The following is a 23,343-nucleotide window of genomic DNA, read 5'->3' on the forward strand; positions in this document are numbered from 1 at the left end:
AAACATAGTATATACTTGATTAGAACAGAAATAGGTATTAAAAAAAAGAAAGAGAGCGAAAAAATGGAAAAGTTATTTAAAGCAATAGAGGAAAAGATAAGAAAGTCAGGATATCCTGGAGAAGTCAGTGGAGAGGAAATCTACACTGAAATAAGTGATGAGGTCGAAGATCAAGAAGAAGGAAGTTACTTATTTATGAAGAAACAAAGCGATGATATCATGTTTGAATACAGAGTGGATATTTTAGAAGACAATATTAATTTAACAACCCTCACCATACATACATCACAGAGAAAATACTTTATTGATTTTGATGCTGAATAGATAGAAGTATTATGTCCAATACCACCACCTTAGCTATAATGAAGTAATTCACCAATAAACCAGGAGGGTAAAACCTTCAAAACCCACCGAGCTATTCACTACGGATTTTGAAATGTTACTTTGAAAATAAACCATATTTATCAATAATACGCAATCAAGAATAAAATGAAAAAAACCACATTTATAATAAATACGATGAACCATATCATAAGTAACTAAGGTTTCTAGAGATATGTTTCTGCATAAGACCCATGTGGAGTGTGTGGTGTTTATAGAGATAGTTTCTTATGTTCCCTCTGACATATATATAATGTACCCTTTGTAAAGGACATTTTATATATGTTAGAGGGAATTTTTTTATGTAGGAACTGTACTCTCACATATAAAAGATACCTGCATATACTGGCTATAGTATAAATTTAAAGGGATGTAGTAATATGTGGAATAGTAAATATATTCAGGATACAATAAAAAGATTTTTACCGCCCATGGCAGAAATTGTCTTATTGAAGATGCCATATAAAACACCAGTAGTAGGTATGGCAGATCTGGATGGAGACGGGTTGCCAGAATTAGTTGGGGCATATTACTGGCAAGGTGAAATTTATATTATTGTATTAAAATGCTCTTATAATCATTGGTATGTGGCAGATACAATAAAAGGCAAGGGCTATAATATAACATATTTTGGAGTGGCTCCAATAATTAGCAGGAAAGAGAATAACTTAATAGTAGGGTGGCAGGTTGGAGCAATATGGTCAGATCTTAGTGTTTATGAATGGACAAATAAAGGTTTAAAGGATTTAATTAATGGAAACAAATATTTTAGTAGGATAGAAGTAGAAGATATAAAAGGCACTGAAGGCAGTGATGGACTGTATGAACTAGCCCTCTGGAGGCATGATACAGGAGATGCTTATAAGGTAGATATATATAGGTGGCTCAATGACAGGTTTGTATTGGCCACAGATTTATACCCCCAATATTTTAAGAAAGTAGTTAATTACTATCAGAAGCTTTTGGAAAAGAAGGATTCAACTACCTATTGGTATTACCTGGCAGATGCACAAATAAAAACAGGTGATACTAAGGAGGCATTGAAGTCCATTGATAAGGCATTAGATTCTAAATATCCCTATCCCTCTAAAGAAGAATTGCTTAGTTTGAAAAACCAAATACTACAGAATAGACTTTATCCCAATCAACTAGGGATAGATTTTTCATCAGTAAAAGCTATTAACTCTGAAACTGAGAGAGATTTAAACCTTGAAGAAGCTATAAAAAAAGAATTTGATTTAAATGAAGATGTGGGAAATATAAGATATTATTATAATAAAATAGACCTTAATGGAGATGGAATTCCAGAGGTATTCGTATATCTAGTTGGCCCCTATGTCTGTGGTACTGGTGGATGCAGTGGGGTAATTTTCAAACAGGGAAATGGTGAATACAAAGTGCTGTCAAGATTTTCGCTTGTGAGAAATCCAGTGATTATAAGTAATACTAAAACAAATGGTTATAGAGATATAATTATGTATGTCTCTGGTGGAGGTATAAAAAGCTTCTTCGCAAGGGTTAGATATGATGGCAAAACATACCCAATGAATCCATCTATAGAGCCCAAGGTACAAATAGGTACAAAAGTAAATGGAGTAGCAATTATTGCTGATGACATAGCTAAAAACCCAGGAATAAGTTTGGGAATTAGTGATTAATTAATCTCAGGTGCAGGAGTTATCGCTGTATAAGAGTTAAGATTAACTTATTTTTCATTAATGAATATACCAAAAATTACCCATAGAGTAGGGAGAGTATCCCATATCATGAACAATACAGAATGATTTATGATTATATAACTATAGATATTTAGTGATATAATTTATCTATGAATAGTAGATTACCAATAATGGAGGCACCAAAATGAATAAGTTACAGGTATTAGAGTTGAACTTTGAATTTAATGGAAATAAGGATGCCATATATCCTGTGTTGTTAATGGATGACAAGGAAATGGTTTTAATTGATTGTGGATATCCTAAGTTTTTAGCATTAATAGAAGAGTGTGCAATTAAAAATAATATAGATATAAGCAATTTAACAAAGATAATTATAACTCATCATGATTTTGATCATATGGGGGCATTAGGAGAATTTAAGAGAAAGTATCCCCATATAAAAGTCATGGCAGCAAAAGAAGAAGTTCCATACCTTGAGGGAAAGAAAAAGTCCTTAAGATTACAGCAGGCTGAAAGTTTGTATGAAGCATTACCTGAGGAAGAAAAGCCGCAAGCAGAGATTTTTCATAAAACTCTTGAAGCAGTAGAAAATTGTAAAGTAGATGTGGGTTTAAACCATGGTGACATTTTAGAGATTGCTGGAGGAATTGAAGTTGTAGCCACTCCAGGTCATATGCCTGGACATATATCTCTTTATCATAAAGAAAGCAAATCTATGATTGTTGGTGATGCATTAGTTTTAGAAAAGGGTGAATTAGTAATTGCATTGCCTAAATATACCCTAAATATTAAGGAAGCTTTGAGGTCAGCTGAAAAACTTTTAAATTATGATATAGATAGAATTATATGTTATCACGGGGGAGTGTATACAAAAGACATAAAAAGAGCACTTAAAAACATTATTGCAGATTTGGACTAAATGGAAAGGTCTTAATCATGGGGGAGATATAAATAAATGGATAAAGCATCAAAGCTAATAATACTAAGAGGTAATTCAGGTAGTGGAAAAACTACAACGGGTAAGGCTTTGCAAAGAAAATTTGGACATGGCACAATGCTAATTTCACAAGATGTTATAAGAAGAGAAATGTTATATGTGAAAGATGGTCCAGATACAGAAGCAGTTGAATTGTTAAAGGAACTTGTAGAATATGGGAAGAACCACTGCGAGATTGTAATTTTAGAGGGTATTTTAAATTCACAGTGGTATAGTAAACTCTTTGAAAATTTACATGAGGAATTTGGAAATAGAATTTTTGCATATTATTTTGATATACCTTTTGAAGAAACCTTAAATCGTCACAAAGGAAAACCTAATGCTCATGAATTTGGAGAAAAGGAAATGAGGGACTGGTGGAAGGAAAAAGATTTATTAGATATCATTCCTGAGACGTGTATTCCTAAAGAATTAAGTTTAAATGAAGTAGTGGATATGATTTACGGGGCGGTTATAAAGTAAAACTTCAAAAATTAAGTGGTTTTGAGGTAAGAAGATTCATTAGTTTATATAAATATTGAGGGGGACTGGTGCAAAAGGAGAAAGAAATATTTGTAATTCAAGCAACACCTACCTCCAGAGGTAAGGAATATGAGGATATTATTAAGTTTGTTAGAAAAAAATGATGCTGTTTAGAGTATTCTTGAAAAATAACTATTGTAATAGTAACTAGATTATAGAGTGTTAAAAAAGAGAAGTGCAATGATATTATGATTTGCTAATCCTATTGAATATATATTTGACTATAAAGAACTAGAACACGGCAGGCTTGTTGTTAGACATAGTAATCTGTATTCAGATTTAACAAACCTACTGAAAAATAATTACACAAATTGGGATTAGATCATTAGGTAAAAGCTACCACTGTTACAATAGGTGGTAGCTTTTGTGTTAAGAATGATATAGAAAGATTTATTACCTTTTATTTTCATATGAAGTAATATTAAAATTATATAGGTATCTTCAAAAAATAAATAAGCCAGTATGCTCGGCTATTTTGTGTTATACTGCGTCAACAGAACCCTTAGATAGCTCTACTATCTGCGGAACCTATTTCCTTGTCGGCACAAGCAAGCTTGTGAACACAAGCTTGCTTGTGAGCTCAAAATATCCGTCACATCTTTGACTTGTTATTTATTTTCAGATGCTTAGAATGCATAATTCATTCAAATTATGAGGGTTAATATATTTTGGGGAGTGGGATAAGTTTGATTAAAAACAAAGGTTTTATAGATGGTGATTATAAAAGAATATCCATTTTTAGTATTGTTAAATTATGTGCCAGATATTCACCCATGCTTTTTACAATATGCTTCGCTTTAACGGTGATGGATGGTTTGCTAGTTCCTCTAATGCTGGTGATTGTTGGGAAGTTTATTGATTCTGCAATAACATTAGCATCAAAGGCTCCTCAAACTTATATAATGCTAAAAAATACAATGTTTATGGGGATGGGCTATTTCTATTTGCAGCTTAGTGAAGAGCTAAAAATTTACTTTTATCAATTATTCGAAGATGCACTAAGAAATAAATTAAAGCCAGAAATCATAAAAAAGCAATTTTGTATCGATTATTTATTATTCGAGTCAACTGAAACCCAGGATTTAGTATTAAGAGTTACTAATAACATAGAAAAGAGATTTACTGAAATTCTCAAATCAAGTAATTTGATTATCTCTATAGCTATACAAGTAATTGCTATTTTATATGTGTTATATAAATATAATTGGTGGATAGACATAATTTTTGGTTTTATTATAATTCCAATAGTTTTTCTTACTTTTAAGGGTGGTAAAGCAATTTACGAGTCAGAGAAAAAAGTGGGTTTTATAACAAGACAGATGAATTATCTATCTGATGTGTTGTCAAATAGAGAAGCTAGTGCTGAAAGAACCCTATTTAATTATTCGGATGCACTAAATAAAAGGTTTAAAGCTGCCCATATTTATAGATCAAATTTTAATACAAACAAGCTAGCAAGTGAAACTTTAAGAATTAAATTATGTAATATAGTGATGAATATATTTATCATTTTAATTATTGTCTCCTTATCTCGACAAGTATCCAATAAACTATTAAGTGTTGGTTTATTTACTTCAATATTAGGTAGTATGATAAATTTAACAAAAGTAATTTCAGTTCAAGTATCAGAACTTTTCTTTGAGTTTTCTTCACATAAGGAATATGTTAAGGACTTTAAGAAGTTTATAGCATTAGAAGAAAATAAAGAAGTGTTTAATCATAAATATGAAAAGTTGAAATTTGAAAGTTTGCATATTAAAAATTTGTATTTCAAATATAAAGACTCTAAAGATTATATAATCAAAGGGTTAAATTTATACTTAGAAAAAGGTAAATCATACTCTTTAGTGGGCCTAAATGGGGCAGGAAAAACAACTTTGGTTAAAATATTAGTAGGTTTATATAGAGATTTTGAAGGGGAAATTTTAGTAAATGGTAAGAATATAAAACTTTACAACTTCAATGAACTGCGAAGTATGTTTTCCATTGTTACTCAAGACTACGCCAAATATTATGTTTCTCTAAAAGATAATATTGCCTTTGGGGATCATGAAGGGGACATTAGTTCTGTAATAAAAAAACTTGAGCTAAGTGACTTGGTTAATGACTTACCAAAGGGTGAGAATAGCTACTTAGGTAAAATCTATGATAATGGAATAGACATCTCAGGAGGACAGTGGCAAAGAATTGCTATAGCTCGAGCTCTTTATAAAGATGCTCCATTTATTATTTTAGATGAACCAACATCAAGTTTGAGTCCAACTGCTGAGAGTAAAATTTATAACAATTTTTCAAAAATAGCTAAGGATAAAACTTTATTGATGATTACTCATAGGTTAGGTTCAACTAAAATATCAGATGAAATAATAGTACTTAATTGTGGTACTATTGCTGAGCAAGGTTCTCATGAGGAATTGATGGGGAAAGATAATATATATGCAAAATTATTCAACAAGCAAAGAGAGATGTATTATGAATAAAGGAAAAGGAATGTCTAATATGAAGGTTTTTTTAAAATTAATTAAATATACCTGGCTTGCAAGTCCCCTTACCTTTTCGGTGCTTATAATTGCTTCACTATTATTTAGTGTCTTACGGTATTCAGAGATAGTAGTATTACAATTACTATTTGATAATGTATTAAAGGTTGCTAATGGGTGGACCTATGATATTATGATAACACCTATATTAGCTATACTAGCTATCTTAATTCTAAATCCAGTTGTTGAATGGGTAGAATTTTTAGCACAAGGCTATTTTTGGAGACGAGGCAATGGATACATGCAATCACTGTTTCATCATCGTATAAATGAATTGGATTTAATTGATTATGAAGATGTAAAAAAGTTTGATGACATTAAGAAGGCAAGCTTAGGAAATCAAGAAGCACCAAATGGAATTCGTATTATTGTGCAAATATTATTTTTATATTTACCTTTTATATTAATAACATCATTATATTTGATTTCTATAAAACCTATGTTGGTATTTGCAATAGTTTTAATATTTATTCCAGTCTTAGCTTCTGAATTAATTAGAATGGGTTTTAATTATGATTTTGAAGATAAAATAGCCAATAGAAGAAGAAAGACTGAGTACTTTGAAAGTTGTATTGTTTCTAAAGAATATTTCAAAGAAACCTTAGTTAACGGATCCTTTAACTATTTTTATAGCCTGTTTGTGAATTCTAACAAAAAGTTTAGTAAAGAATTTGTTCATGTTAAAAACAAGCTTCTAAAAATTGCTATAGTTATGCGAATTATAAATACTTTAGGATACCTTTGCATACTAGCTCTATTAGTTTACTACTTATATAATGGTTCTATTTCAGTAAGTCAATTTGCAGCTGTTTATTATTCCATAGATAAGATTACCACTATGTTAAGGAACCTTATTGCAAACATTGGTGAAGCTTTGGCAGGAATTTCAACTACATCTTTCCTTGTTAGATTTATAAATGAAGAAAAAGAAATTGAAATTGAAGAAGACCTTTCTAAAACTGGAGATATTGTATTAAAAGATGTGTCTTTTATATATCGAAATACAAAAAAGAACGCTTTATCAAATATAAACCTAAGGATAAAAGCTGGTACATCCTTAGCAATCGTTGGGGAAAATGGTTCTGGTAAAAGTACATTAACAAAAATAATCATGGGTTTGTATAAACCTTCCCAAGGAACTGTGCAGTATGAGGGTGAAAATATAGAAAAATACTCTAAGTCCTCTAAATTCACAAATATTAGTGCAGTATTTCAAAATTTTATAAAGTATAAATTATCAGCAGAAGATAACATAAGAATTAGTAATTTTTCGTCCCAAGACTCAATTGGAAATGTTTCTTCACAGATTAATCTAAGCTTTGATGATTTAAAAATCAACAATGAAACTATTTTATCTAGAGATTTTGGTGGACAAGAACTTTCTGGAGGTGAATGGCAACGGCTGGCAATTGCACGTGGCTTATATCGTCCACATAATCTAATTGTTTTGGATGAACCCACTGCTGCCATTGACCCTATTGAAGAAGCTAACGTGTTTTGTACTTTTAAGAAATTAAGTGATGATAGAACTTGTATTTTTGTTACTCATAGATTGGGATCAACTCAAATTGCTGATAAAATTGTTGTAATGGAGGGTGGCAAAATAGTGGAAGAAGGTACAAACCAAGAGTTAATTAATTTAAAAGGAAAGTATTATAACTTATTAGAAGCTCAAGCTAAATGGTATAAACGCTAATCTGTACTTAAAAACAACGAATTATTCATTAGATAATATATTACTTAGATTCTCATTATAAAGATGAAAAGTCTACGATATGCCAGTTACGGCACCTCTATCATAAATAACACAGAATGATTTATGATTATATAACTCTAGATATTTAGTGATATGATTTATGGGGTGGTTATAAAGCAAAGTTTAAAGCAGGGAAAAAGTTAATTTTGGGGGTGAAGAAATGGAATTTATGAGTATTAGAAGAGAATCAGAAAGGCTTGTGGTTAGGCCAATGAGACACACTGATTTTGAAACTATTTTGAAGGGCTTAAAAGATCAAGCACCACGACAAAACAGACACGAAGAGGAAACAGAGCTAACGGATAGTTTTACAGAAGATTTTTGTAAAGAAACTGCAGATAAGTTAGAACAATATGCAAAAAATGATAGGTGCTATGAGTTTAGGGTTTTCAAAAAGGAAGATGGTATTTATGTAGGTGGAGTTATCGTAAAAACCATTAAACGAGGTGGATTTCAATGGGCAGAAGTTGGATATTGGCTGCTTAATCAGCATTGGGGGAATGGGTACGGAAGTGAAATGGTAAAGGTTATGAATGACATAGCTTTTAAAGAACTTGGCTTCCATCGATTAGAGGCGCATATAAACTTAGATAACATAGCTTCTCAGAAGACAGCAGAAGCAGCAGGAATGAAGCTTGAGTGTATAAGGCAAGGATTTATTTTCGAAGATGATGAATGGACTGATAATATGGTTTATTTTATAAATAATACTAATTCTAAAGAATTAGAATAACATGAATTTAATAGAAAGTATTCTTAAGGCTTAAAGAAATATCTTTAAGCCTTTCTTTATTTTACTAAGCTTGTGTGTATTAAAAAATGATGTGATAGCAAGGCTTAAGTAGATATATCCTGTTTTTAAGCTATGGTTTATAAGAAATATTTTATGCTAGCTATCATAAAAACATTATAAACAAAGTACACTCGCATAAGGTAGAGTTTTTAGAAGCAATCAAAACATCCAAATTGGCGGAAAATTTGAGTAAGTCAGAATAATATGGTAAAATTAAACAAATAACAAAAAATCAATCCATTAATTAAGTCTCATATTATATTATTAGGGGTGTTGTAAATATGTAAGAAAGAATCAAAGAAGAGTTTAAACAGGAAAGTTTTATATATAAGGAGATGTTAGTTAATGGATTTAACGTGGAACTTAGATAAAATTTATACTTCATTTGATTCTGAGGATTTCAAAAATCATATGGAATTGATTAAAGAATATGTAGACTCTCTAAAGAGATTAGATATTCATAGTTGGGAAAAGGATGAAAGCTGCGTTTTAAAAATTGAAGAGTTTTTAAAAAGTATTAATGAGTATAAAAAGATATATTCAAGATTATATTCCTATGCATACTTGGTTTTCAATGTTGACTGTGAGAATGTGAAAGCTATGAATACATTAGATTATTTAGAGAATATAAACTCAGAAATTACTGATACATTTATAAAATTTAGCTGGTTACTTAAGAATGTTGAAGATTTACATGGGATAATAAGTGCTTCTGAATATCTTTCAGAACATAAGTTTTATCTTAAAGAGCTTACAATAAAGTCAAAGTATTTGCTAAGTGATAAGGAAGAAACTATTATTTCTAGGATGAAAAATACTGGATCAAAAGCTTGGGAAAGACTTTATATGGAGTTAATAGCTACCACTGAAGAGCGTATTACTATTAATGGGAAAGTAGAAGCTGCAACAATAGCTGAACTTAGAAATATGCTGTATGAAAGTGATGGACACTTAAGGAAGACAGCTTATTATAAAGAAGTTGATTTATGTAAAGGGTTATCACAAGTTTGTGCAAAATGTATAAATGCAATTAGTGGGGAAGCTTTAGCTGTTTGTGAATTAAGAGGGTATAACTCACCCTTAGAAAAGGTTTTAATAAATTCAAGAATGGATATTGAAACTTTAAACACTATGATGAAAGCAATAAAAGAAGCTTTGCCAGTGTTTCATAAGTATTTCGTAAAAAAGGCTGAAATCTTAGGATATGACTCCAAACTTCCTTTTTATGAAATTTATGCACCAGTGTCTAAAAGCACTAGGAAAGTAACTTACACCGAAGCTAAGGATTTAATTGTATCCAGCTTTAACACCTTTAGCGAAAACCTTGCTAGTTTTTCAAAAAAGGCTTTTGAGGATAAATGGATTCATGCCAAGCCAAGTAAAGGAAAAGGTAATTTTGGTTTATCAGTAGATATTTTTCCAATAAAAGAAAGCAGGATAAGTACTAATTTTAGTGGAAACTATGTGGATGTAAGCATATTAGCTCATGAAATTGGACACGCATATCATAGCTCTAAACTTTATGAAGAAACTATGGTAAATACGGATTATCCAATTCCTATTGCAGAAACAGCTTCAATTTTCTGTGAAACCATATTAAATAATGAACTGGCAAAAATATTGCCTGGGAGTGAAACTCTAACAATTCTTGAAAGAAGTATTTCTGATGCTGCATACTATATTGTAGATTTTTACGGAAGGTATTTGTTTGAAAGAGAGCTATTCAAGAGAAGAAAATTAGGACCGTTGCCTCTTGAGGAATTAAATGAATTAATGATTCATTCTATGAAAGAAGCCTATGGTGAAAGTATTGAAATTGAAACTATTCACCCTTACATGTGGATGAATAAGCCGGGATATTTCATGGTTGATAATGAATTTCTCAATTTTCCATACTCCTTTGGGGTTTTATTTTCAAAAGGTTTATATGCAGAATATATAAAAAGAGGGCAAGGGTTTGCTCATGAATATGATAAGTTTCTAGGTAAAACAAGCATAAATACTGTTGAAACCCTAGCAAAAACAATGAATATAGATGTTCATTCAATAGAATTCTGGAAAAGCTCTTTAGGACTTATTGAAAGAGATATTGAAAAATTTATAAGTATCTAATAAGCAAGGACACTGATTTATAATAAATAAACCTTCTAAAATAGAACAAAAGCCATAGACAAAGGAGATAACTTCTCATTTATCTATGGCTTAATTACAGTGTTCTAAGATGGTTATTCACTTTGTCTATCATAACAAAATCTTAAGTGAATCAAGGTAATTATAGTAGAATGCCAAACAAAATAGATTTCTTTTGAAAGGGTCAATTTAATTATAAATCAGCAGAAGCTTCCATATATAATTCAAGCATTAATTTTAACTTCTAGTACATATAGCAAAATATTTTAATACTAAATTATCATTTTATGTTATTAACATCTTTTAAAAGCTTCTCAAGGTTCTCGATTGTTACAAGCTCCTCATTACATTTCTTGCTATTTAAGCAAATATCAAAGCCTATAGAGCGGTAAGCCCCTTCAGAGGTATTTGGTGTTTTACATATAGGGGAAACAAAACCTACTTCACTTGCGCCACCTTCATGATTACAAAGAATGCATCTATGAGCATTATTAGAGGTTTGATTTGCAATTCTACAAGCCATACCTACAAGTTTACCCTCCATAGTGTAAGCTATAAATAATTTTCTAATGGATTCATCAATCCAACCTAAATATACATTTTTTAAGTTTTGATCCTCTTGGGTTGGTAGCTTAAACTTCTTTTCCTTCTTAAATAATCTGCCAATTTGTGCATTTGTAATAACGGGCATACCATATACATATTCATTTAACTCATCTAAATATTTATCAATGTGATAGGGTTTAGTTATTCTACTAATATCAAGGAACTCTTTCTCTTCCACCGATAAATCACTAAAAACACTTAGTATCTTATCCTGTATATATCCTTTAGTAGCCTCAATAATATTAATATCTGCACAACCTATAAAAGCATTACTTAAGTCAGATAAACATTTTTTTATATAATTATACTCATGTTTTTTTATAAAAGCTTCCATAGAAGCACACCTCTTTTCTTGAAAATTTCCAAACAAATTATTAGTCTTGTCCAAGGTAACTTGTTGTTTGGGTGAACAATGCCTGCTTAGTACAGCAGGTTTTCAGTTGATTTAGTTAAAATGATTCATATATTATAAAGTCCACCTATGAAGATGTTCATACTTGGACATGAGGAAACTTAAATAATTATTAGACTATTAAGCAAGAATGTTATTGTTGAGCCATAACTTATTTATTTGTTTTTTTTAACCTCATAAGAATTTATAAATGAGAAATTTCAAGGACTAACCACAATAAAATCATATCAGAGTTAAGTGAAGCCTTTCAATCTAATTAATGGTTCTGTAATGTTTAAGAGCAAAATATGTATGCAATTTATTTTATAGAGCTTTAAGGTAACAGGGGGTATATAAGGGAATAAGATTTTTAGGTGGCTGGGTTTTATTAGATATAAAGCATATTTAAAGGTGGCACAGGTGAATGTGTAACAATTTTGTGAGAGGAGTTAGTTAGAAATAGATTTATGTGTGACATATACTACTTTTTTGAAGTTAAAACTTCTTCCAAAGTATTTCGAGAAAAGGGGTTTTTTAATTATTAAATTGATATTGCTGGAAAAACCTTGTATAATGTAATTGTTATATTAAACATAATTAGAAATAAGTATTTTTGAAAGGTATAAATAACTATGATTTGTAAAAATGAATCTGGATTAAGATATACTCCTTGCGAAGGCCATAAGAACTAAATCGGCTATGCTTTGCTTGGAGGAGACTTTATTAAAATAGCTGATGTTGAATTCTATGGTACAGTAAGTTCTTTTTTCATGTATATTAAAGAACTCTATTTAGTGTGTAGATTTTCAGCATCATGCGAATTAGGCATCTGAAAATAAATAACAAGTTAAAGATGTGAAGGATATTTTGAGTTAGACAAGGAAACGGGTTCCGCAGATAGCAGAGCTATCTAAGGGTTCTGTTGACGCAGTATAACACAAAATAGGCGAGTATACTGACTTGTTTATTTTTTGAAGATGTCTTAATAAAGCCTTTCATATATTTGTTTCTTTGTATATTAAGGGAAACTGTTGCAAACATAGCGTTGTAACAGTTTTTTTGGTCTTTGCTTCAAGAAAAAATAAATTTTTCGAAGGAGTAAAGATATGAAATATATTAATGCACATAAAATTTTACCTAAAGATATAATTAAAGTAATTCAAGAATACGTGGATGGGGAATATTTATATATACCTAGAAAAGAAGAAGAACAAAAGAGATGGGGCGAACGGAGTGGCTCAAGAGAAGCCTTAAAAGGAAGAAACATAGAAATATATGATAAATATATAAAGGGCGCTAAGGTTATGGAACTAAGCGAGGAATATTACCTTTCAGATAAAAGCATAAGAAGAATTATTAGTGACCAAAAGAAAATTATATTGAAAATAAGTGGTGACCCATAGAGAGAGGCTTCATGCTAGGGGTAAGTTGTTTATATAAGTAATTGAAAGCATTGAATAAGTAGCAAAACAAGCATTGGGCATACCTTTAAAACTAGATTTAAATGAACCTAATTAAAAATATTAGAATTACTGCAGCTATTTTATGTAAAAATATTATGCTATAAAATGTAAAATAAGTTAAAGATACTCTTTATATATTGTAAAGGGTATTTTTTATTGTTAAGATTATTTATATGTATATATTTACAGTGATACCAATATATTCAACGATAGAAATGTAAAACAATACTTATGAGGGGGGATAGTATCTATGATTTCTATTGAAGTAAAATATAACTCAAAGGACACCTTTGTATTAATGCAGTTCATTTGTAAGAAACTATATAAAATTAATAGCATTATAGCAAGAATCGTACAAACCTTTTTTACACTAGCAATGCTATATCTAAGTGTATTATGCATAGAGAGTAAACATATCTTTAGTATAGTTATAATTGTTCTATTTTTACTTTACCTTTTGGTGTGGAATATTTTTACGGTTCGAAACTACTTATATAGCAAGAGGCATAATATTCTCCATGAAAATATGAAGATTACATTTGAAGAAGATTATTTCACTAAAATGTCTACAAGTGAAAACAAATCATATTATTATGAATTTAGATATTCTAAGTTAGAAAAAATATATGATGAAAAAGATAATTTGTTTATCAAATTAGATAAATCTACTGAGTTCATATTAATCCCCAAACGAGAGCTTGGCCAAGGAGATTATGATAGACTAATTAACCATTTAAAATCAAAGATTAATAACAACCTTACTTATGAGGAGAAATTAAAGATAGAGACCAACAATACTAGCGAGAATCTTAATTTTCAGGTTGCCTCAAAGCTTGATTTAGCTGACATTGTACAAATGCTTACTGTTATACGTAAAAAACAATTTGTAGCAATTAGAGTTTTTTTTATATTTACTATGGCTATTCTTTTAATATCATTAACCCTGGATTTGCATGACTGTTTCCTAGGGGATTTCTCTCAAGTTCCATTTATCATATTTTGTTTTATTTGTGTAATAGTTTTTTTAGTAGTGGCTATTAATTTTAATAAAATTCAAATGAAGATTATATCTAAAAATTATTTTAATGATAATAAGGAAATACTTGTTGTTAACAAAATGTGTTTTTATGATACTTACTACTCTATTGAATATGATGAAGTTGATGGTAGTGCTTATGTAACAATAGGTTATGAGGACCTTAAGTTCTTTGTTGTAGACAAAAATTTAATTGCTTTTGGGGATAAGAGTAAAGCTTCATCAGTAACTTGTACTAAAAAAAGTGCAGAGTTTGAAGTAGGTAAAGTAGAAGAGTTTATAAAGTTTCTTAGTAATAAGGTAAATAGATAAAATGAAGTAGGTAGATTGACTTAATTTTCATAGACAATAAGCTAATAATTTATATAAGGTAAAAGGGGATCGATTTTATGAGAGAATTAGAAAAGAGTGAATTTAATAACATTGTGCAGTTATTGAATGAAGAAAAAGTACACTATACATTTGCATATGCAGTGGCTGAAGGAAAACAACCTGGCCGAATTTTTGCAGATAATCCAGTGGAGCCAAAGTGTTGTTTATTAACTTGTAAAAGTGGAAAATATTTAGTTGCAGGATGTACAAGCAATATTGGGTTCAATGAATTTTTGAAGGTTTTTTTACTCTATAAAGAAAATCATGGTAATTATTTTGACATCTACAGTTCCTCAAAGGAATGGATTGTTAAATTAGATGAGATCCTTGGAGATAATGCAGCAAAATTGAGTAGACAAGTATTTAGCTGGGATTATGAAAATTTATCTGCAATTTCAAAATGGAGTGAAAGGCTACCAGAAGGATTTGAACTAAGAAAAATGGATGATGTTTTGTTCCAAAAGTATGTGAAGGAAATGGATTCATCGTACATGGACTTATGGGAAACTGAGGATAACTTCCTCTCCAATGGGTTTGGTTTTTGTATATTAAAAGATGGTGACTTTGTTAGCGTATGTAACACATATTATGTAAGACAAGGCTATGCAGAAATTGATATAGTAACAAAGAGTGAATATAGACAACAAGGCTTTGCACTAGCTACCTGCGCTGAGTTTATAAAATATTGTGTAAGCAACAATATTGAGCCTGTATGGGATTGCGATAATGGAAATGAAAACTCTAAAAACTTAGCAAAGAAACTAGGTTTTAAAAGTGTAGAAATATACGAAATGCATTGGTGGCATAAGAATAAAACTTTTGTTGAGGAATATTTAAAAAAATATCAATATACAGTATAAAGCAACTGCTAATCTAGGTAAATGATCAAAAAACGTAGCCCTAACCATGGATATATCTTGGTTAGGGCTTTTTAGAATTGTATAGATCTAGGCAACTATAGGGTTCCATAATGAAATTCTAATTTGTTCAGCATTACAAAAAAAAGGCTATGCACTAATTATTTAGTGCACAGCCTCAATAAATCCTTAAGGAAACCGGGGGAGGATTTATGTTTAAATTAAATGTTGAAGTGGTTTCTATATAATACATTAATTTTTGTTTTTAACTGTATTTTTAAAGCCAACATAAGTTGCATAAAAGTATCCACCATATATTACAATAAGTCCTAAGCCTATCATAAGAGAAGAACTTCCAAGGAGGCTTTTGTTATAGGCTCCAAACAGCTTATTAGTTACACTTACGCCAACTATTGAATGTATCATGGCTAAAGTTAAAGGTGTCATAAAATAAATCAAGTTCTGAACTAATATTGACTTATTTATCATTTTTTCAGTAACACCTATTTTTCTAAGAGAGTTATATCTATCAAGACTATCACTTGCCTCAGATAATTGTTGTAAGGCTAGCACAGCAGCACTGGATATTAAAAATACTATGCCTAAATATATACCTAGAAATACAACCATTGCTGAGGAGCCATACACCATGGAATGTAGCTGTTCTAGTGTATTTCCGAATAACAGTATAGATTGACCATTATAGCTTCCAGTATCTAAAACATCAGTAAATAGCTTTGAAAACTTCTCTTCTGATCTTTCAAAGTTACTGTTATCAAACATTACATTAAATTTAGAGGCGTCTATCTTCAAATCTCCCTGAAAGTTATCTGGGATTATGAAATAAAGGAATTGTAAATTAGTTCTTGTGCTAACTATATTCTCCTTTATTGGAGTGCTATTTTTTATAGTGTAAGTTTTATTCTCTAACACTACAGACTTTTCATTCTTTATAAACTTACTAAATATTTTATTGGTATCTTCATAGTTGGATACAACTAAAATCTCATTATCTTTTAAATCCACAGGAGACTTGTCTAAAAGCTGTGTTATTGAGTTATATTCTGAGAGTTTTATAGCTGATATAGGGTGGTCTGAGTAGGAATCCTTAAGCTCATTAAGTTCCTTTTCAGTTAAATACTTACTTAGCAATTCACTTAAATAAATAGGAAGTTTATATTCAGTAAAAAAGGAATACTTTTCAGTAGCATCAAGCTGAAAATTTATTTCCTCAAGAGCCTTTTTAACATCCTTTGTTTTTTCTTCATCTTTACTAGGATAAAGAGCTCCAGAGGCGTGGAAAGAAGTATTTCCCTTTAATGCTTTGTCAAAGATGCCCTTATAGCCAAACATAGTAAATAAAAGGGTTATAGTTAAAAACAGCATAAGACATATAGTGGTCATGGATAAAAAGTTAGTAGTTATTTTATTATTAATCTGTCTTAATACAAAGATATTTAAATTTTTAAGATATAGTTTTTTATTCTTTTGTATAACTTGGATTAAAAAGTTAGAGAGACTAAAAAAGCATAATAGGGTTCCCACAATCCCTAGCACAATTGAAATAATAAAAAGAGGATCCTCAGGTTCTAATCCAACCTTTAACACAAAAGTGTAAGCAGCTATAAGGGATGCCAGTGAGAAAAGAAATATAACTATTGAAATAACAGGATTAGTAACCTTTATTACTTCATTTTTCTTTGCTGCATTTAGCATGTCTATAAGCTTATATTTAGAAATAGTAACTTGATTAAATATCATTACTAGAATAAATATTATTCCAAAGTATAAGGCAGATTTAACTATTGCACTCATTGATATAATAAATTTATAACTAGTCATATTTACAGCTAAAAGCTTAGCTGTAACAACAGATAAACCTTGGGATACAATAATACCAAGAAGAATTCCAGCAACTAGAGATAATAAGCCAATAAGAAAGGTCTCAAAAATTAAGATTCTAGAAATTTTACCCTTTGACATACCTAAAGTCATGTAGATGCCTAGTTCTTTTTTGCGTTTTCTTATAAGAAAATTGTTGGCGTAAACTATAAGTCCTCCTAGAATAAAGGATACAAATACGGAGGCTCCAGCCATAAGTTTGTTTATTGTAACCATATACTCTGCAGTGCTCTTACTTATATCCAGCAGGGATTTTTGTGCTTCAATGGAATTAAAGCTATAAAATATACATACTGCAAAGGTTAGAGTAAGAAAATATATGGAATAATCCTTGAAGCTTCTTTTAACATTGTTCATTGCTATTTTAGAAAACATCGCTAGCATCTCCTCCAAGCAAAGTTACAACTTCAATTATTTTATTAAAGAACTCTTTTCTTGTATCATTCCCACGAAGTAGTTCATTAAAAATCTTACCATCCTTAATAAATAAAATTCTGTGAGCATAGCTTGCGGTAAAGGCATCGTGAGTAACCATTAGTATGGTAGCTTGGAAATCCTTGTTTAACTTTTCAAAGGAGTCCAAAAGAAGTCTTGAGGACTTAGAGTCTAAGGCTCCAGTAGGCTCATCAGCCAGTATCAGTGAAGGCTCGGTAACTAGAGCTCTAGCAGAAGCCACTCTTTGTTTTTGACCTCCTGACATTTGAAAAGGGTATTTAGTTAAAACATCTAATATCTCAAGCTTTTCTGCCACTTTTTTAATAAGCTCATCTATTTCACTAGGTTTTCTCTTTTGTATTGTTAGAGCTAAAGCGATATTTTCATAGGCAGTAAGAGTATCTAGAAGATTAAAGTCTTGAAATATGAAACCTAACTCATCACGTCTGAATTCTTCTAAAGCTTTAGATTTAAGTGTAGTAATATCCTTGTTATTTATGATGATGTTACCTGTAGTAACAGTATCTATAGTTGAAATACAATTTAATAGAGTGGTCTTACCGCTACCCGAAGGTCCCATTATTCCCACAAACTCTCCCTTATCCACATTAAAGCTTATATTGTCTATGGCTTTTGTTATGTTGCCTTTATTACCATAGTATTTTTCAATTTTTTCAACCCTTAAAATATTCTCCATTACTTTTCCTCCATAATTCTTCTCCCTAAAGGGGGTTATTCATCTGAGTAACTTGCTGTTACTTTAATTTTTCACCTGAAATTTCACCATTTTTTCGATGATATCATTACTACCATTATAGATAGTAACTCCATATTCACCTTCTTCAAGACCTTCTGGAACTGATAGCTTAGCATTAAAATATCCAGCTTTACTTATTTCTATATTTTCTTCTGTTTTAAATCTATTCTGTGTTGATACTTCACCTTTGTACCATACCACCGTTGCCTTTTTAATAGCCAGCTTTTTGCCCTTTGCAGAAAGATAAACCGTATCCTTAGAGGTAAAAGTATTAGTAGGTGAAGTAGGTTTTCCTTTGTCATCTACACTTTTAGTCATGGTAATTTCTACAATTTTAGGACCAAAGAAGTATTTATAAGCAGCGCCCCCTCCACCTATTATTAAAATTATAATTAACACAGGTATTAACAATTTTTTCATAAAAAATTCCTCCAAACTTTAATTTTTATTTTCTCTACGGTTATTATTTTACTAGGACTTCACTCGGATACATATTAGTTTATATTTCATTAAGGTTACATTTTTGAAAGGTTTGAAACATAGGGTGAGCTTCATAAAATAAAAAATAATGGATTCTCAGCTACCATAATTCATAATAGCTATAAATCCATTATTAACACACAATTAACTCATTAAATTAACCTTACCTAGGGGGAAGATAATACTAACCTTTGTGCCTTCTCCAAGCTTTGAAGTTAAGCTAAGGCCCAGGCCCAGTTGATCACAAAGCTTTTTGCAGAGGTAAAGTCCTATGCCAGTAGACTTACCAAGCCTTCTGCCATTATCTCCAGTAAAGCCCTTTTCAAAAACTCTATTAACATCCTTGTTTATTATACCTATACCATTATCCTCTATAGTAAGGACTATATTGTTTTCATTTTGAACAGTATAAACTCGGACCTTGCCTTCTTTTTCCCTACTATATTTAATAGAATTTCCTATGATTTGATTTAAGATAAATTCAAGCCATTTTCCGTCACTGAATACAATGCCTTCCACCGCTTCAATGTCCACTGAAATTTTTTTATTTATAAAGTCTCTAGAATTCCTCTTAATAGTATTTCTTACTACAGTAGCTAAGGACAGCTCTCTTATAATATAATCCTTGCTTACGTTATTACTTCTTGAGTAATATAGCACTTGCTCAATATAATCCTCAATTTTCCTAACTTCATAGTCAATACTCTTAGTAACTTTATCCTCATTGTTTTCTATGATGAGTCTTGTGGAGGAAATTGGAGTCTTTATTTCATGAACCCAGGTTTCAATATACTCTCTATATTCACTTTGCATATCTCTGTATTTTTTCACATGTTCATGCATACTTTTGTTAGCTTCCTTTAATACATCATACACAGCTTTGCCTTCAATAAAATCTGGTTCTTCTATAATTTCAGATAGGAGATACTTTTTATCTAGGGAATCCATAATACTAGTTATCTCATTATAGAATTTTTTCGACTTAACATATTCTACAATAATAAAAGAAAAAAGGGGGAGAAACCATATAGAGAAAACAAGAAGAATTATATTAGCACTAAAGTTAACAAGGACCATTATGGAACCTATGATAATGAATAATATAAAGTTAATTAAAAGAAATAAAAACCTGTCTTTTAAATAATCTTTTAAACTCATGGCAGTATATACCCAAGTCCACGTCTGGTTTCTACGGTTTCTTTCATTCCAACTTCCTCTAGCTTCTTTCTTAACCTTGTCACATTAACAGATAAGTTATTATCATCTACAAAAATATCTGAGTTCCACATAAAATCCATTAGTTCATCTCTGGACACTATTTTACCTTTATTTTTAATCAAGCAGGAAAGTATTTTAAGCTCATTTTTGGTTAGTTCCACTGTACTGTCCTTGTAAGTAATTGAACTATTTGATAAATTAAGCTTTAAATCATAATAATACATGATATCTTGAGGAGTAGAACCTTGAGCTCTTCTTAAAATAGAAGCAATTCTTGCTAAAAGAATTTGAGTATTATAAGGTTTTGTAATAAAATCATCAGCACCTAAATTCATACTCATAAGTTCATCCATCTCACTGTCTCTGCTGGTTACCACAATAATAGGCATATCTGAAGTTTTTCTTACTTCTCTGCATATGTGATAGCCATCAAATATAGGAAGATTTATATCTAAAAGTAATAAATCTGGAGTTTCTTTTAGTATGTAATCCACAATGTTTTCAAAGTTTGAAGGAGCAAGAACTTCATAGCCGTATCTTGTTAAAAAGACTTTTAGTTCTTCCCTTATGGTTTCAGTATCTTCTATAATAATTATCTTTGACATAGATTCACTTCCTTTGTAAAAATCTATCAGCTTAAGGATATTATAGTTTATTATAAGTATTACTGCAAAAAATAAATCTAGATATATAGAATTTACTGCAATTCAAATTATTACTTCCAAGAAGTGCTTCCTCTAAAAACATAGCCACTATTAAAAATGGATTCTTTTAAGCTCAATGTGCTGTAACTATATAAGTATTTCTAAGATAAGTGAATTCCTATGCTGAAAACATGTATGAGGCTTTGAACTTGTTTATATATAAATACACCATAGGAAAAGTTAAAGTACTTTACACAACTATTTCTAACAGAATAACATAATGTAATAAAACATAGGGATAGTTATAGTTAGGTATAAAAGGATGAGGTACTTATGGGCATTGAAGGTTTTCAGAATTTAGGATCTGCTTCCAGTAAATTTTCATTATTGAAGAAGCCATTTGGGTAAATATTTGAAAAGATTTAAATATAATAATGATTAGTTTAGAAGTGATAGTTAAAAAGCTGTCAGTGCCTTCTAAAAAACGGTCAGTGGATTTATAATAAAAATATAAGCTACTGACTGTTTTGGTCAATAAAGGAGAGTATAATGAATCAATCTTATTTTCAGTTGCCATTAGACAAACAAAAGAATTTAATTAATGCTGGATATAAAGTATTTGCGGTATCCCCCTATAATAAAGCTTCTATGCTTTCAATTTCTATGGAAGCTGGAATATCTAAGTCCTTGCTGTTTTATTACTTTAGAAATAAGGAGGAATATTATTTATTCTTATTCCATACTGCCATAGAATTTATAAATGAACACAAGGTACAACTAAAGGGAGAAAAAGTATATGACTTTTTTGATTTAATTAATATGAAAATCCAAGGAAGAATGAAAATCATAGCTGAGTATCCATATTTATATAAATTTATCACGAGAGCCTATTATGAAACTAATGAAGGAATAAAAAGTAAATTAGACGAAAAGAAAAGAATAATAATGAGCATAGAAGAAGAGGAATTCTTGAAGGTTGTTGATTATAATAAATTTAAAAATCCCAGCCATGTAGCAATTTTGCTTAAATTAGTACTTTCTGTGGCTGAAGGTGTCATGAGAGGAAGAGAAGATTTAAATACTGAAAAAATTCTTCAAGGGGTTAGAGAGTTTGAAGTTATGATGGAATCCTTGAAAAAGCATTATTATAAGGAAGGTTATTTAAGTTTAGTGGAAGGGAGATAGTAAAATGGATAAGAAAGTGGAACATTTAGCATTTCATAATTTGAATTGTGAAATTCATTATTGGTATAGAAAAGGAACAGAAGATAAATGGATTCTATTTTTTCATGGAGCTGGTGTTGATCATGAAATGTTTGAAGAGCAATTTAAGATTTTTGATGACACCTATAATATAATTGCATGGGACAATCGTGGACACGGTTTATCTAAATTAGATCCTAAAGCAAAGTTTTCCTTTAAAGATATGATTAGTGATTGTAAAAAAATATATGAAATTTATAGCATAAATGAAGCAATTCTTATTGGACAATCTATTGGAGGAAATTTAGCCCAAGAGATAGACTATATTTATCCTGAACTAGTGGAGAAATTAATATTAATTGATTGTACCAAAAATACTGGAAAACTAACATTTATGGAGAAATGTTTATTAAAAAGTAGCAGGTTTATATTTAACTGTTACCCTTGGAAGGTTCTAATAAATCAAAGTGCTAATGCTTGTGCTAACAAAGAGGAAGTAAGGGAATATGTTAAGCAATGCTTTAATAGAATGGATAAAAAAACTTTCATTGATGTTATCATGGAGGCAACAACTTGTCTTCATTATGACCCACAATATAGGTTCAAAAAGCCTGTATTGTTGCTCTGTGGGGTAGATGATAAAACAGGTAATATAAAGAAGGTTGCTGAGCCTTGGGAAAAAAGTGATAGCAACTGCAATCTTCATTTCATTAGTAATGCAGGTCACAATTCAAATCAAGATAATCCAGAAATGGTTAATGAGCTCATTAGTAATTTTTTAAGAAGTTAACTATTTTTCTATTAGCTAGTTTCACTTAAATGCATGATATTTACAGTTCATCGTTAGCATAGTCACTGAGAATACACCGCAAGATATGCTTATGTAGCCCTAACCATTGATATATTGGTTAAGGTAGTTTTATAAGTGAAAATACCCAATGGTAAGTATAGGGTTCCATGATAGAATTTTAACTTATTCATCTTCATAACCCTTTAAGGGAACCAGGGTAGGACTAATGTATAAGTTAAGTTTTAACTCTGGTTCCTTATATAGGGTTCCTTGGTCATAACTTAACTTACACCAGGAAACTTCTAGCATATGCTAGTGAACGAAGTTGTTCTACATCAGAATTAAGTTCGTCAAATATCATCTTGATATCACTTATTAACTCATATATTGA

At 30.4% G+C, this 23,343-nt stretch carries 19 protein-coding genes; 13 read left to right on the top strand and 6 right to left on the bottom strand.

The window, feature by feature from the left end; genetic code table 11:
* Positions 1-15: 15 nt before the first annotated feature.
* From C661_RS0116565 to C661_RS0116605, 8 genes are all read left to right on the top strand, one after another.
* Positions 16-324, top strand: coding sequence for a hypothetical protein (locus tag C661_RS0116565; RefSeq protein WP_341349159.1), 309 nt, complete (start codon positions 16-18; stop codon positions 322-324).
* 437 nt (positions 325-761) lie between these two features.
* On the top strand, positions 762-2,039 hold the full coding sequence (locus C661_RS22875; protein ID WP_017416468.1) for a tetratricopeptide repeat protein: 1,278 nt from the start codon (positions 762-764) through the stop codon (positions 2,037-2,039).
* Positions 2,040-2,244: 205 nt separating this feature from the next.
* Complete coding sequence (locus tag C661_RS0116575) at positions 2,245-2,979, top strand: MBL fold metallo-hydrolase (RefSeq protein WP_017416469.1); 735 nt, start codon at positions 2,245-2,247, stop codon at positions 2,977-2,979.
* Between the two features lie 36 nt (positions 2,980-3,015).
* Positions 3,016-3,519: a kinase gene (locus C661_RS0116580; protein ID WP_017416470.1), complete on the top strand. Its 504-nt coding sequence runs from the start codon at positions 3,016-3,018 to the stop codon at positions 3,517-3,519.
* Positions 3,520-4,265: 746 nt separating this feature from the next.
* Positions 4,266-6,059: an ABC transporter ATP-binding protein gene (locus tag C661_RS0116590; RefSeq protein ID WP_017416472.1), complete on the top strand. Its 1,794-nt coding sequence runs from the start codon at positions 4,266-4,268 to the stop codon at positions 6,057-6,059.
* A complete protein-coding gene (locus C661_RS0116595) occupies positions 6,052-7,815 on the top strand; it encodes an ATP-binding cassette domain-containing protein (RefSeq protein WP_157785705.1) in 1,764 nt (587 codons plus the stop codon). Before C661_RS0116590 ends, C661_RS0116595 begins: the two co-directional genes overlap by 8 nt.
* Positions 7,816-8,035: 220 nt before the next feature.
* A complete protein-coding gene (locus tag C661_RS0116600) occupies positions 8,036-8,608 on the top strand; it encodes a GNAT family N-acetyltransferase (RefSeq protein ID WP_017416474.1) in 573 nt (190 codons plus the stop codon).
* 405 nt (positions 8,609-9,013) lie between these two features.
* Positions 9,014-10,780: a M3 family oligoendopeptidase gene (locus C661_RS0116605; protein ID WP_017416475.1), complete on the top strand. Its 1,767-nt coding sequence runs from the start codon at positions 9,014-9,016 to the stop codon at positions 10,778-10,780.
* Between the two features lie 298 nt (positions 10,781-11,078).
* Here the strand turns inward: C661_RS0116605 and C661_RS0116610 are convergent, their stop codons facing one another.
* On the bottom strand, positions 11,079-11,738 hold the full coding sequence (locus C661_RS0116610) for an elongation factor G-binding protein (protein ID WP_017416476.1): 660 nt from the start codon (positions 11,736-11,738) through the stop codon (positions 11,079-11,081).
* A gap of 1,163 nt (positions 11,739-12,901) precedes the next feature.
* On the opposite strand from C661_RS0116610, the gene C661_RS0116615 reads away from it, so the two are divergent.
* The 3 genes from C661_RS0116615 to C661_RS22880 all read left to right on the top strand — a co-directional run bounded on the left by C661_RS0116615 (position 12,902) and on the right by C661_RS22880 (position 15,526).
* Positions 12,902-13,198, top strand: coding sequence for a CD3324 family protein (locus C661_RS0116615; RefSeq protein ID WP_017416477.1), 297 nt, complete (start codon positions 12,902-12,904; stop codon positions 13,196-13,198).
* A gap of 310 nt (positions 13,199-13,508) precedes the next feature.
* Positions 13,509-14,606, top strand: coding sequence for a YcxB family protein (locus C661_RS0116620; RefSeq protein WP_017416478.1), 1,098 nt, complete (start codon positions 13,509-13,511; stop codon positions 14,604-14,606).
* 77 nt (positions 14,607-14,683) lie between these two features.
* Positions 14,684-15,526, top strand: coding sequence for a GNAT family N-acetyltransferase (locus tag C661_RS22880; protein WP_017416479.1), 843 nt, complete (start codon positions 14,684-14,686; stop codon positions 15,524-15,526).
* Between the two features lie 249 nt (positions 15,527-15,775).
* Here the strand turns inward: C661_RS22880 and C661_RS0116630 are convergent, their stop codons facing one another.
* From C661_RS0116630 to C661_RS0116650, 5 genes are all read right to left on the bottom strand, one after another.
* Positions 15,776-17,800: an ABC transporter permease gene (locus tag C661_RS0116630; RefSeq protein WP_017416480.1), complete on the bottom strand. Its 2,025-nt coding sequence runs from the start codon at positions 17,798-17,800 to the stop codon at positions 15,776-15,778.
* Positions 17,790-18,557 (bottom strand): ABC transporter ATP-binding protein, encoded by a 768-nt coding sequence (locus C661_RS0116635; RefSeq protein WP_017416481.1) that lies wholly within the window; start codon positions 18,555-18,557, stop codon positions 17,790-17,792. The genes C661_RS0116630 and C661_RS0116635 overlap by 11 nt, the downstream gene beginning before the upstream one ends.
* A gap of 63 nt (positions 18,558-18,620) precedes the next feature.
* Positions 18,621-19,037 carry a hypothetical protein gene (locus C661_RS0116640; RefSeq protein WP_017416482.1) on the bottom strand — a complete coding sequence of 139 codons (417 nt, stop codon included), beginning with the start codon at positions 19,035-19,037 and terminating at the stop codon, positions 18,621-18,623.
* A 204-nt stretch (positions 19,038-19,241) separates the two neighbouring features.
* Complete coding sequence (locus tag C661_RS0116645) at positions 19,242-20,255, bottom strand: sensor histidine kinase (RefSeq protein ID WP_017416483.1); 1,014 nt, start codon at positions 20,253-20,255, stop codon at positions 19,242-19,244.
* Complete coding sequence (locus C661_RS0116650; RefSeq protein WP_017416484.1) at positions 20,252-20,920, bottom strand: response regulator transcription factor; 669 nt, start codon at positions 20,918-20,920, stop codon at positions 20,252-20,254. Before C661_RS0116650 ends, C661_RS0116645 begins: the two co-directional genes overlap by 4 nt.
* A gap of 588 nt (positions 20,921-21,508) precedes the next feature.
* Here C661_RS0116650 and C661_RS22885 point away from each other — a divergent pair.
* Positions 21,509-22,144, top strand: a complete 636-nt coding sequence (locus tag C661_RS22885; protein WP_017416485.1) for a TetR/AcrR family transcriptional regulator — start codon at positions 21,509-21,511, stop codon at positions 22,142-22,144.
* A gap of 4 nt (positions 22,145-22,148) precedes the next feature.
* The gene (locus tag C661_RS0116660; RefSeq protein WP_017416486.1) at positions 22,149-22,952 is read left to right on the top strand and encodes an alpha/beta fold hydrolase; all 804 of its coding nucleotides are present in this window, start codon (positions 22,149-22,151) and stop codon (positions 22,950-22,952) included.
* Positions 22,953-23,343: the final 391 nt, after the last annotated feature.

The organism is Clostridium tunisiense TJ (genome assembly GCF_000300195.1).
Classification (GTDB): domain Bacteria; phylum Bacillota; class Clostridia; order Clostridiales; family Clostridiaceae; genus Clostridium_J; species Clostridium_J tunisiense.